The following is an 11866-nucleotide window of genomic DNA, read 5'->3' as shown; positions in this document are numbered from 1 at the left end:
GCGGGCGGGGGGCGGGCGGGCGGCAGCCGCCGCCGCCCCCCCCCCCGGGGGCGGGCCCCCCCCCCCGGCCGTTCCGGGGTCAGTCTTCGCCTGCCGGCCCCCTGCAGGGCCCCGCCACGAGCTCGCGAGTGGTGGGGGGCAGGGGTCCTCTCTCAGGAGAGGCGCTCCAGCACCATCGCCATGCCCATGCCGCCACCGACGCACATCGTCTCCAGGCCGAGGGTCTCGTCCCTCGTCCGCAGGCCGTTGATCAGCGTGCCGGTGATGCGGGCGCCGGTCATGCCGAACGGGTGGCCGACGGCGATCGCGCCGCCGTGCACGTTGAGCCGGTCGATGTCGATGCCGAGGTCGCGGTAGCTCGGGATCACCTGGGCGGCGAAGGCCTCGTTGATCTCGACGAGGTCGATGTCGCCGATGCCCAGGCCGGCCCGCTGCAGCGCCAGCCGGGAGGCGTCGACCGGGCCGTACCCCATGATCTCCGGCGACAGCCCGGTGACCGCGGTGGAGACGATCCGCGCCAGCGGGGTCAGCCCGAGGTCCCGGGCCTTGGTGTCGCTCATGACGACCACCGCGGCGGCGCCGTCGTTGAGCGGGCAGGCGTTGCCGGCGGTGACCCGCCCGTCGGGCCGGAACACCGGCTTGAGCCCGGCGATGCCCTCGAGCGTGGTGCCGGTGCGGGGGCTGTCGTCGGTGCTGACGACGGTGCCGTCGGGCGTGGTGACCGGCGTGATCTCGCGCTCCCAGAACCCGTCGGCGAGCGCCTGCTCGGCCAGGTTCTGGCTGCGGACGGCGAACTCGTCCATGTCCTGCCGGGAGACGTCCTTGAGCAGCGCCAGGTTCTCGGCGGTCTGGCCCATCGCGACGTAGACGTCCGGCAGCTCACCGTTCTGTCGTGGGTCGGTCCACGAGTCCGCGCCGCTCTCGGCGGCCTTGGCTCCCCGTGCCTGCGCGTCCGCGAACACCGGGTTCTGCGTGTCGGGCAGGGAGTCGCTGCTGCCCTTGGCGAAGCGGGACACCATCTCCACGCCGGCGGAGATGAAGACGTCGCCCTCGCCGGCCTTGATGGCGTGCATCGCCATGCGGGTGGTCTGCAGCGACGAGGAGCAGTAGCGGGTGACGGTGGTGCCCGGCAGGTGGTCCATGCCCAGGAGCACGCTCACCACCCGGCCCATGTTGTAGCCCTGCTCGCCGCCGGGCAGGCCGCAGCCGAGGATCAGGTCGTCGATGTCGGTCGGGTCCAGCGCCGGCAACTGGTCCAGCGCGGCCCGCACGATGGTGGCGGTGAGGTCGTCGGGGCGCAGGTCCTTGAGGGAGCCCTTGAACGCGCGGCCGATGGGGGAGCGGGCGGTCGCGACGATGACGGCTTCGGGCATGGTTCCTCCACGATGAGGTCGATCCGACGGGTGACGCCGGACGTCGGGTCGTCCCCGAACCTACTCCGCGGTAGGCCCCCGGGGCGCTCAGCCGACGGGTGCCTCCGCCGCCTGCTCCGCCTGGTCGGGGGTCGGGATCTCCGGCGGACGGCGGCGCCGCAGCCGCACCCACGGGCCCCGCGGACCCGTCTCGGAGCCGCGCACCTCGGTGGCCTGGACCTCCGTGCCGGTGCGGCCGGCGGCCTGGGCGGCGGCCCGGGCGACCGGGCGGACGGTGTCGCGGCGCAGGTTGCGCAGCCCGCGGTCGGCGGCGGCCGGCCAGACGCCGAGCGCGTCGGCGATCGAGGGCAGCAGCACGGCGGCCGCGGCGGCGTAGCCCGCTCCGCTGGGGTGGAACTCGTCGACGCTGAACAGGCCGCGGTCCCGCGCGAACGTCGGCCCGAGCACCGAGCCCAGCGACACGGTCCGCCCGCCGGCCTCGACCACGGCGATCGTCTGCGCCGCGGCCAGCTCCCGGCTCCAGTGCCGCGCCAGGGCCCGCAGCGGCTGGCCGATCGGCCGGATGGTCCCCAGGTCCGGGCAGGTGCCGACGACGACCTGGGCGCCGCCCGCGACGAGCCGGCTCACCGCGGTGGCCAGGTGCCGCACCGAGACCGAGGGCCGGGTGCGGCTGGTGACGTCGTTGGCGCCGATCATGATGAGCGCGACGTCCGGGTGCTCGACCAGCGCCTTGTCGACCTGCTCCTCGAGCTCCCACGACTCCGAGCCGGAGACCGCCAGCCGGACGAGGCGGACCGGTCGCTCGGCCAGCTCGGCCAGCGCCGCCGCCACCAGGACCCCGGGGGTCTCCGCGGCGCGCTCGACGCCGAGGCCCACGGCACTGGAGTCGCCGAGCACGGCCAGGACGAGGGGCTTGCCGCGGCCGCGACCGTAGATGCCGTCGCCCGAGGGCGGCTCGGACTTCGACGTCCGTGCCTCGACCCGGCGCCGCGCCGAGCGGGCCTGCGCCCGGAGGACGGCGACCATCCCGGCGCCGGCCAGGCCGAGCCCGCCCCCGCCGTAGGCGGCCCCCGTCGCCAGCCGCCACGCCCTGCTCGCTCGAGTCACCGCCGCCCCGTCCTCTCAGCCGCGAACCACCTGTTCCGCAGGTTAACCGCCCCCTACGGTCCCCCCGTGGCAGATTCCCTCGCACGGGTCACCGGCGCACCAACGGAGGGTGAACGGTCCCAGCTCATCGTGGACGTGCTGGTCGACGCCTTCTCCGAGCTGATGCGTGCCGACGCCGACGCGTTCCGTACCAAGTTCCGGAAGATGGCCGCGGACCCGTTCGCCTTCTACCGGGGCAGTGCGTGCCTCTTCTACGCCGACATGGCGCGGCTGGAGGACCGCTGGTCCGACGAGCGGACCAGCCGGGTATGGATCCAGGGCGACCTGCACGCGGAGAACTTCGGCACCTACATGGACGGCGCCGGCCGGATCGTCTTCGACGTCAACGACTTCGACGAGGCCTACCTGGGCCACGTCAGCTGGGACCTGCGCCGGTTCGCCGCCAGCTTCGCGCTGCTGGCCTGGCGCAAGGCGCTCGGGGACGACGTCATCGCCGACCTGCTGCGCCGCTACCTCGACGCCTACCTGGACCAGGTGGCGGCGTTCACCCGGCTCGAGGACGACAAGTCCTTCGCGCTGGTCAAGGAGAACACCGAGGGTGCGGTGCACGAGGCGATCCTCCGCACCACCGCCCGGACGCGCCAGGCGCTGCTGGACCGGATGACCGTGGTGGAGAACTCCGAGCGGCGCTTCGCCGACGGGCCGCGCACCCGCCGGCTGGACGACGACGAGCGCGACCGGGTGCTCGACGCGCTCGACCGCTGGCGCGGGACCGTGCACCCGCCCAGGCGCCGCCGCGACGTGGCCTACGACGTCAAGGACGTGATCGGCACCGGCGGCTTCGGCATCGGCAGCGCCGGCCTGCCCGCCTACAACGTGCTCATCGAGGGCTACGACCAGGCGCTGGAGAACGACGTCGTCCTCTCGCTCAAGCAGGGGAACGTCCCCGCGCCCAGCCGGATCGTGCGGGACCAGCGGATCCGCGACTCCTTCGAGCACGAGGGCCACCGGACGGCGGTCTCGCAGCGGGCGCTGCAGGCCAACGCCTCGCAGTTCCTCGGGCACACCGAGATCGGCGGGGTCGGGTTCGTCGTCCAGGAGCTCTCGCCCTACGAGGTCGACCTGGACTGGGAGGACCTCACCGAGCCCGAGGAGATCGCCCCGGTGGTGGCCCAGCTGGGCCGCGCGACGGCGAAGGTGCACTGCGTCGGCGACGCCGACAGCGACCACACGCTGGTGGAGTTCCAGACCGAGGACGCGATCACCGGACTCGTCGGGGGCCGGCGGGACGAGTTCGCCGGCGACCTCATCTCCTTCGCCGCGGACTACGCCCGCCGCACCCAGGAGGACCACCGGCTCTTCGTCGACGCCTTCCGGGCCGGTGCGATCCCGGGGATCAGCTCGAGCGGGTCGCACCCGACGGGTCACTGAGCCGGCAGGTACGCCGCGATGCGGTCGGCGAGATCGGCCGCGCGCCAGCGGTGACCGCCGCCGGGCAGCTCGGCCCGCTCGGCGTCCGGGAGCGACCGGCAGATCGAGTCGGCGGCGTCGGCCATGAACGGGAAGGTGTCCGTGCCGAGCAGGACGACCGTGGGGGCGGTGATCGAGGCCCACAACTGCCGGCGCGGCGCGGACTGGGTCCAGGCCAGGGCCTCGGCGTCGGCCTCGAGGGTCGGCGCCATCCGCTCGTAGAGGGGCCACTGCGGCCCGGCGCGCACGGAGTCGAACCAGCCCGGGATGTCCTCCGTGAAGAGCCGGAGGGTCCCCTCCCGGTCGCCGGCCGCCACGAGCGCCCGGATCGCGGCCAGGAACTGCGCGCCGTCCGTACCGCCCTCCTCGCCCAGGGGCACCTCCCAGAGGAGGAGCCGGTCGACGCCGGGCAGCCCGGCGGCCGCGGCGAGGGCGATCGCGCCGCCCGACGAGCTGCCGTACAGCCACGCCCGCCCGCCGACGAGCTCCAGCAGTGCCCGGATCGCGGCCACCTCCCCGGCCAGCCCGAACGGCGGCTCGCCGCCGCTGTCCCCGCGGCCGGGCCGGTCGTGGTGGACGACGTCGAAGCCGCGGTCGGCGAGCGCGGCGGTCAGCTCGCGGGTGGCCGGGTCGACGGCGCGGAACTGGCCGGCGCCGCCGACGAGGACCAGCGGCTGCCCGGCACCCTCGCGGTCGTAGGCGATCCGGACGCCGTCCACGGTCTGCGCGTACTCGGTCATGCCGTACTGACCGGTCCCGGCGGCGGGAGTCAGCGCTCCCGGACGAGGTCCCTCAGCATCCCGACGTGCGGCCCGATCGGGTCGATGTCGAAGACGCCGGTGACCACGGTGAAGCCCATCCGCTCGTAGAAGCCGGCCGCGGTCTCCCGCGCGTTGCACCACACCAGGTCCCCGCCCCGGCCGGCCACCAGCGCCAGCCCGGTCTCGACCAGCGCGCGGCCGGCGCCGGCGCCGCGCACCGCCGGGTCGGTCGCCATGCCGCGCAGCTGCCACGGCGCCCGCGCCCCCGGCCGCCAGGGGCAGGGCGCGGGCGCGAGGCGCACCACGCCGACCACCGCCCCGTCGGCGGAGCGGGCCGCCAGGTGCACGGTCGTCGGGTCGTCGTCGCCCGGCGTGGCGGCCGGGCCGCCGTCGCGGAGGACGGCGCTGCGCAGCGGCAGGACGACGTCGACCGGGACCTCCTCGACGATGACGGCGGGGCTCACGGTCCCAGTCTCCCGGTGGAGAACTGTGGCGCCTCTGCAGGGTCCTTCCACGGTGGGGGGCAGAGGGGTCCTCTCTCAGCGCGCCCGGCGGCCCCGGCGGGTCCGCAGGTAGTCGGCGACCACGTACTCGCCCAGCCGCTCGCTGTCCGGGGTGAACACCCGGCCGCCGGCCCGCTGGGTGATGTCGTGCACGAAGTGCACCAGCCCCGGATCCGGGTCGAGCGCGAAGACGTTCATCGTCGCGCCCGAGCGGCCCACCCGCTCCACCTCGGCGACGGTCCGCGCGATGGTCTCGGGCATCGGCGGCCAGCAGAAGAACGGCGTCCCGTCGTCCTCCAGGTGGGCCGTGGGCTCGCCGTCGGTGACCACGAGGACCACCGGCTCGGCGTCTCGGTGCCGGGCCAGGAACCGCCGCGCCAGGATGAGCCCGTGCTGCAGGTTGGTGCCCTGCAGCGTGTCCACCGACAGCTCGGCGAGGGTCTCCGGCCGCAGCACCTGCGCCGTGGAGGAGAACCCGATGATCTGGATGGCGTCCTGGGGGAACCGGGTGGTCACCAGCGAGTGCAGCGCCATCGCCGTCGACTTCGCCGCGCCCCAGGTGCCGCGCAGCGCCATGGAGTACGAGAGGTCGACCAGCAGGGCGACCGCCGCGCCGGTGCGCCGCTCGGTCTCGACGACCTCGAAGTCCTCGACGGCGATGGAGACGGCGCGCCGGCCCTCGGCGTGGGGTTCGTGCGCGGTGCGCAGGACGGCGTTCTTCACCGTCCGGACGACGTCCAGCGGCTGCTCGTCGCCGAACTGCCACTCCCGCGAGGTGCCGGTGAGCTCCCCGGCCGCGCCCGCGTCGGCGACGTCGTGCTCACCCCGGCCGGTGGCGTCCAGCTGGGCGAACACCCGCCGCAGCGCGGTCGCCCCCAGCCGGCGGACCGCCTTGGGGGACAGCTCGAGCTTGCCGTCGGAGCGGTTGAGGTAGCCCTGCCGTTCCAGCTCCCGCTCCAGCTGGCGCAGCGCGGCGATGTCGTCGACGGCCGGCCGGCCCAGGGCCCGCTCCAGCAGCTCCTCGTCGACGTCGGCCAGCGAGGCGCCGGCGTAGCCCTGCGAGAGCTGGTTGGACAGCGCCTCCAGGTCCGCGAGCTCGGCGACCGCGCTGGTGGCGTCGCCCATCCCGAGGGACTGGTCGCCGTCGGGCACCTGGCCGCGCTGCCCCCACGGCAGGTCGGGGCGGGCCTGGCGGAGGGCGTCCTGCAGGTGCGCCATCTCGCTGGCCAGCCCCATGTCGGCCATCGTCTGCGCCATCAGGTCGGCGAGCTCGGCCCGCTGCTCGGGCGAGAGGCCGGCCATCATCCGCTCCTGGGCGGCCGCGCGGCGGGCGAGGGAGTCGATGAGCTCCTCGATCGACTGCGGGTCGTCCGGGAAGAACTGGCCGTGCCGGTCCATGAACTGCCGGAACTGCTCGTCGGTGTCCTCGCCGCGGTTGTGCGCGTCGATGAGCTGCGAGAGGTCGGCCACCATGTCCTTGACCGCCTGGACGTCGGCCTCGCTGGCGTTCTCCAGCGCCTGCTTCATCGAGGCGAAGGAGCTGTCGAGCACCTCGCGGCGGAGCAGGTCCTGGATCTGCTCGTAGGCCTGGCGGGCCTCGGCCGACCGCCAGTCGTAGTCCTTGAGCCCGCGGACGGCGCCGGCGGTGTCCTCGGGCAGCGCGTCGAGCTCGGCCTCCTTGAGCCGGGCCATGTCGTCCGGGTCGGGGAACAGCTCACGGCGCTCGGCCTCCAGGGCCCGGTCGAGCAGCTCGCGGACCTCCTGCAGCGTGCCGTCCATCCGCCCCGCGGTGCGGGCCTGGCGCAGCCGCTCGCGCACGGAGCGGCGCAGCTCGTCCAGGCCGCGGCGGCCGTCCATGCCGCGGCGCAGCAGCTCGCGCAGCGCCTCCCGGACGCCGCTGCCGCCGAGGACCGAGTCGCCGATCTCGTCGACGGCGTTCCCGAGGTCGTAGGGCGGGGCCAGCGGGTCCGGCCCGCCCCGCCAGCGCCCGTACCGGTAGCCCTTCCCGGGCCGCCGCACCATCGTCAGGCCCCGTAGACCGTGCGGGCGCCGTCGGTGTCCTTGGCCAGCCGGCGGGTGAGGTACAGCCCCTCCAGGGCGAACTCCACCGCGGCGGCGGCCTGCTCGGCCGACTGCTCGCCCTCGGGCACGCCGAGCCGGCCCAGCAGCTCGGCCAGCTTCGGGATAGTGCCGAGCTGGCCCAGCAGCGCGGCGGCGGGGACGAGCTCGCCGGACTCCACGGTCTCCCCACCGGTGAAGTGCTCCTGCAGGCCGGTCAGGTCCAGCCCGGCGCAGCGCGCCCGGAAGGTCTGCGCCGTGGCCTGGCGGAGCAGGTGCTCGAGGATCTCCATCTCCCGCTCGTCGTCCGGATCGGCGCCGGCGTCGGCGAACTCGACCTTGCCGCGGCTGGCCGGGACGACGCTGGGCAGGTCCACCACCCGCGCCACCGGGCGGTGCTCCCCGGCGACCGCGGCCCGGCGGACGGCGGAGGCGGCCACGGTCTCGATCCCGGCGATGGCGAACCGGGCACTGACGCCGGAGCGCTGGTCGACGTGGGTGGACTCGCGGACCAGCCGGGTGAACCGGGCGATGATCTCGGCCAGGTGCTCGGGCACCAGCGGCGTCTCCAGCTGCCCGTCGCCCCGCCAGCCGGTGTGCGCCTCCTGGTGCAGCAGGCGGATCTCGTCGGCCAGCTCGATCGGGTAGTGGGTGCGCACCTCGGCGCCGAACCGGTCCTTGAGCGGGGTGATGATCCGGCCGCGGTTGGTGTAGTCCTCGGGGTTGGCGCTGGCGACCAGCAGCAGGTCCAGCGGCAGCCGCACCCGGTAGCCGCGGATCTGGATGTCGCGCTCCTCCAGCACGTTGAGCAGCGCGACCTGGATCCGCTCGGCGAGGTCGGGCAGCTCGTTGACGCTGAAGATGCCGCGGTTGGTGCGCGGGACCAGCCCGTAGTGGACCGTCTCCGGATCGCCCAGGGTGCGGCCCTCCGCGACCTTGATCGGGTCGACGTCGCCGATGAGGTCGCCGACGCTGGTGTCGGGGGTGGCCAGCTTCTCGCCGAAGCGCTCGCTGCGGTGCAGCCAGCCGACCGGGGTGTCGTCGCCGTGCTCGGCGATCTGGCGGTGGGCCCACACGCTGACCGGGTGCAGCGGGTGCTCGTTGAGCTCACTGCCGACGAGCACCGGCGTCCACTCGTCGAGCAGCCCGACCAGGGTGCGGATCAGGCGGGTCTTGCCCTGGCCGCGCTCGCCCAGGAGGACGAGGTCGTGGCCGGCGATGAGCGCGCGCTCGACCTCGGGGACGACGGTGTCCTCGAAGCCGACGATCCCGGGCAGGCTCGGCTCGCCGGCGGCCAGCCGGGCGAGCAGGTTGGCGCGGATCTCGGCCTTGACCGGCCGGGAGGTGGCGCCGCTGTCGCGCAGGGCGCCGAGAGTCGTGGGAGCGGGGGGAGCGGAGGCTGGGGTGCCGAGGTCCGTCACCCCAGCCACGGTACGACGACGAGGCCACCGGGGGCACCCGTCCGGGGGCTCCCACCTGCGCTCCCGCCTGGGAGGATCACCGCGTGTCCGCCGTCGACGTGCCACTGGTGAGCGGGGCCGACGTCGCGGCCGCGGCCGAACTGCTCGAGGGGGTGGTGCGCCGGACGCCGTTGGAGCACTCCCGCGCTCTCGCCGAGCGGGTCGGTGGCCCGGTGTGGCTCAAGTGCGAGAACCTGCAGCGCACCGGCTCGTTCAAGATCCGCGGGGCGTACACGCGACTGTCCCGGCTGAGCCCGGGGGAGCGCGCCCGCGGGGTGGTGGCCGCCAGCGCCGGCAACCACGCGCAGGGCGTGGCCCTGGCGGCGCAGCTCCTGGGCCTGCGGGCCACGGTGTTCATGCCGGAGTCCGCCCCCCTGCCCAAGGTCGCCGCGACCCGCGGCTACGGCGCCGACGCCCGGCTGGCCGGTCACGACCTCACCGACGCGATCGTCGCGGCCACCGAGCACGCGGAGCGCACCGGAGCCGTCTTCATCCACCCCTTCGACCACCGCGACGTCATCGCCGGGCAGGGCACGGTGGGCCTGGAGCTCCTCGACCAGTGCCCGGACGTCGCCACCGTCGTCGTCTGCACCGGGGGCGGTGGCCTCGTGGCCGGCGTCGCGGCCGCGGTGCGGGACCGCCGTCCCGACGTGCGGGTGGTCGGCGTCCAGGCCGCCGAGGCCGCCGCGTTCCCCGGGTCGCTGGCCGCCGGCCGCCCGGTCCCGCTGGCGGGGATGGCCACGATGGCCGACGGCATCGCCGTCGGCGCCCCGGGGGAGCTGACCTTCGCCCACGTCCGGGACCTGGTCGACGAGGTGCGCACGGTGACCGAGGAGGACCTCTCCCGCGCGCTGCTGTTCTCCCTGGAGCGGGCCAAGCTGGTCGTGGAGCCCGCCGGGGCCGCCGCGGTGGCCGCCGTGCTGGCCGATCCGGGCGCGTTCCCGCCGCCGGTGGTCGCCGTCGTCTCCGGCGGCAACATCGACCCCGTGCTGCTGCTCAAGGTGGTGCAGCACGGCATGGCCGCCGCCGGGCGCTACCTGCGCCTGCGGCTGCGCGTCCCCGACCGCCCCGGGTCGCTGGCGGCGGTGCTCGCCGAGCTGGCCGACGTGGGCGCGAACGTGCTGGAGGTCGAGCACGAGCGGACCGCGACCCGGCTGGACATCGGTGAGGTCGAGCTGTTCGTCGTCCTGGAGACCCGCGGCCCCGAGCACGCCGAGGAGGTCGGAGAGCGGCTGCGGCGGGCCGGCTACGCGGTGGCCGTCGGCTGAGCCGGGCGGTCCCGTCCGGGGCCCGGTGGGTGGAAAACCGGTCGGGGAGTGTCGGTACTCACCCCTAACGTGCGGGACATGAGCGACGCGATAGTCGTCGAGGGGCTGGTGAAGCGCTTCGGCGCGACGACCGCCCTCGACGGGGTGGACCTGACCGTGGCCGAGGGCTCCGTCCTCGGGCTGCTCGGCCCCAACGGCGCGGGCAAGACGACGGTGGTGCGCATCCTCACCACCCTCCTGCGCGCCGACGCGGGCCGGGCGGAGGTGGTGGGCCTCGACGTGGTGCGCGACGCCGACGCGGTCCGCTCCTCGATCGGCCTGACCGGCCAGTACGCCGCCGTCGACGAGTACCTGACCGGGTTCGAGAACCTGGAGATGGTCGGCCGGCTGTACCGGCTGGGCCGCCGTGACGCCCGCGAGCGCGCCCGCGAGCTGCTCGACCGCTTCGACCTCGCCGACGCGGCCGACCGGCCGGCCAAGACCTACTCCGGCGGCATGCGCCGGCGGCTGGACATCGCCGCCTCGCTCATCGCCCGCCCGCGCGTGCTGTTCCTCGACGAGCCGACCACCGGCCTGGACCCGCGCAGCCGGCTGACCATGTGGGAGTTCATCGCCGACCTCGCCGGCGGCGGGACCACGATCCTGCTCACCACCCAGTATCTGGAGGAGGCCGACCGGCTCGCCGACCGCATGGTCGTCATCGACCGCGGCCGGGTCATCGCGCGGGGCACCGCCGACGAGCTCAAGGCGCAGGTCGGGGGGCAGCGGCTGGAGCTGACGGTCGGCGACGCCGGTGACCTCAAGGAGGCGGCCGGCCGGCTGCGCCCGCTGGCGGTCGACGAGCCGCGGCGTGACGAGTCGACCCGCCGGCTCTCGGTGCCGGTCAGCGGCGGCACCGAGGACCTCGCCGCGGCGCTGCGGCTGCTGGAGGGCAGCGGGGTCGAGGTGCTCGACATCGGGCTGCGCCGTCCCGACCTCGACGACGTGTTCCTCACCCTCACCGGCCACGCGGCCGAGGAGGAGACCACCAGCCCGGCCGGGGAGGCAGCGCGATGAGCACGCTGGCGCAGACGGTGTCCGACAGCGTCACCATCACCAAGCGCAACCTGATCAAGGTCAAGCGGGTGCCGGACCTGATCGTGTTCGCGACGCTCTCGCCGATCATGTTCGTGGTCCTGTTCCGCTACGTGTTCGGCGGCGCGATCCTGCTGCCCGACGGGATCAGCTACGCGGAGTTCCTGCTGCCCGGGATCTTCGCCCAGACCGTCGTGTTCGGGAGCACGATCACCGGGGCCAGCATCGCCGAGGACCTGCAGAAGGGCCTCATCGACCGGTTCCGGTCGCTGCCGATGTCCCGCGCGGCGGTGCTGGTCGGGCGCACGATCGCCGACGCCGGGCTCAACGTCATCTCGATCGCGGTCATGGCGTTGACCGGGCTGGTGGTCGGCTGGCGGATCCACTCGTCGCTGGGCGAGGCGCTGGCCGGTTTCCTCGTGCTGCTGGTGTTCGCCTACTCGATCTCGTGGCTGATGGCGATGGTCGGGTTGCTGGTCCGGACGCCGGAGGTGGTCAACAACGCCAGCTTCATCGTGATCTTCCCGCTGACGTTCATCGCCAACACGTTCGTCCCGCTGGAGACCTTCCCGGCCGTGCTGCGCACGTTCGCGGAGTGGAACCCGGTGTCGGCGGTGGTGCAGGCCGCACGCGACCTGTTCGGCAACACGGTGCCGGGCGCTCCGCTGCCCGACGCCTGGTCGCTGCAGAACCCGGTGCTCTACACGCTGATCTGGACGGCGGGGATCCTGCTGGTGTTCATCCCCCTGTCGGTGCGGCTCTACCAGCGCACCGCGAGCCGCTGAGGTCGCG

10 protein-coding genes are annotated in these 11866 nt (G+C 74.6%); 4 read left to right on the top strand and 6 right to left on the bottom strand.

Annotation, left to right across the window (positions count from 1 at the left end; all coding sequences use genetic code 11):
- Positions 1–152: 152 nt before the first annotated feature.
- Entirely contained in the window at positions 153–1373 is a 1221-nt protein-coding gene (locus PGN05_RS10845) for an acetyl-CoA C-acetyltransferase (protein WP_419752550.1), read from the bottom strand.
- A gap of 87 nt (positions 1374–1460) precedes the next feature.
- The gene (locus PGN05_RS10840) at positions 1461–2480 is read right to left on the bottom strand and encodes an SGNH/GDSL hydrolase family protein (protein ID WP_419752549.1); all 1020 of its coding nucleotides are present in this window, start codon (positions 2478–2480) and stop codon (positions 1461–1463) included.
- 66 nt (positions 2481–2546) lie between these two features.
- On the opposite strand from PGN05_RS10840, the gene PGN05_RS10835 reads away from it, so the two are divergent.
- On the top strand, positions 2547–3911 hold the full coding sequence (locus tag PGN05_RS10835) for a DUF2252 domain-containing protein (RefSeq protein WP_419752548.1): 1365 nt from the start codon (positions 2547–2549) through the stop codon (positions 3909–3911).
- On the opposite strand, the gene PGN05_RS10830 is transcribed toward PGN05_RS10835, so the two are convergent.
- From PGN05_RS10830 to PGN05_RS10815, 4 genes are all read right to left on the bottom strand, one after another.
- Entirely contained in the window at positions 3905–4690 is a 786-nt protein-coding gene (locus PGN05_RS10830; protein ID WP_419752547.1) for an alpha/beta fold hydrolase, read from the bottom strand. The two genes, PGN05_RS10835 and PGN05_RS10830, sit on opposite strands and share 7 nt — an antisense overlap.
- Positions 4691–4719: 29 nt before the next feature.
- A complete protein-coding gene (locus PGN05_RS10825; protein WP_419752546.1) occupies positions 4720–5175 on the bottom strand; it encodes a GNAT family N-acetyltransferase in 456 nt (151 codons plus the stop codon).
- A gap of 75 nt (positions 5176–5250) precedes the next feature.
- Complete coding sequence (locus PGN05_RS10820) at positions 5251–7236, bottom strand: VWA domain-containing protein (protein ID WP_419752545.1); 1986 nt, start codon at positions 7234–7236, stop codon at positions 5251–5253.
- A 2-nt stretch (positions 7237–7238) separates the two neighbouring features.
- Positions 7239–8693: a sigma 54-interacting transcriptional regulator gene (locus PGN05_RS10815; RefSeq protein ID WP_419752544.1), complete on the bottom strand. Its 1455-nt coding sequence runs from the start codon at positions 8691–8693 to the stop codon at positions 7239–7241.
- Between the two features lie 83 nt (positions 8694–8776).
- On the opposite strand from PGN05_RS10815, the gene ilvA reads away from it, so the two are divergent.
- The 3 genes from ilvA to PGN05_RS10800 all read left to right on the top strand — a co-directional run bounded on the left by ilvA (position 8777) and on the right by PGN05_RS10800 (position 11859).
- Positions 8777–10000 (top strand): threonine ammonia-lyase, encoded by a 1224-nt coding sequence (gene ilvA, locus PGN05_RS10810; protein WP_419752543.1) that lies wholly within the window; start codon positions 8777–8779, stop codon positions 9998–10000.
- A gap of 78 nt (positions 10001–10078) precedes the next feature.
- Positions 10079–11056, top strand: a complete 978-nt coding sequence (locus PGN05_RS10805) for an ATP-binding cassette domain-containing protein (protein WP_419752542.1) — start codon at positions 10079–10081, stop codon at positions 11054–11056.
- On the top strand, positions 11053–11859 hold the full coding sequence (locus PGN05_RS10800; RefSeq protein WP_419752541.1) for an ABC transporter permease: 807 nt from the start codon (positions 11053–11055) through the stop codon (positions 11857–11859). Before PGN05_RS10805 ends, PGN05_RS10800 begins: the two co-directional genes overlap by 4 nt.
- Positions 11860–11866 lie beyond the last annotated feature (7 nt).

Source organism: Geodermatophilus sp. CPCC 206100 (assembly GCF_048569675.1).
Taxonomy (GTDB): domain Bacteria; phylum Actinomycetota; class Actinomycetes; order Mycobacteriales; family Geodermatophilaceae; genus Geodermatophilus.
The sequence above is the reverse complement of the archived record's forward strand: the minus strand, read 5'-3'. Positions and strand labels throughout refer to the sequence as shown.

What these genes read in the sequence shown, in the direction of transcription:
- PGN05_RS10820 (WP_419752545.1), bottom strand. Translation starts at nt 7,236, where the DNA reads ATGGTGCGGCGGCCCGGGAAGGGCTACCGGTACGGGCGCTGGCGGGGC.
- PGN05_RS10805 (WP_419752542.1), top strand. Translation starts at nt 10,079, where the DNA reads ATGAGCGACGCGATAGTCGTCGAGGGGCTGGTGAAGCGCTTCGGCGCG.
- PGN05_RS10800 (WP_419752541.1), top strand. Translation starts at nt 11,053, where the DNA reads ATGAGCACGCTGGCGCAGACGGTGTCCGACAGCGTCACCATCACCAAG.
- PGN05_RS10830 (WP_419752547.1), bottom strand. Translation starts at nt 4,690, where the DNA reads ATGACCGAGTACGCGCAGACCGTGGACGGCGTCCGGATCGCCTACGAC.
- PGN05_RS10845 (WP_419752550.1), bottom strand. Translation starts at nt 1,373, where the DNA reads ATGCCCGAAGCCGTCATCGTCGCGACCGCCCGCTCCCCCATCGGCCGC.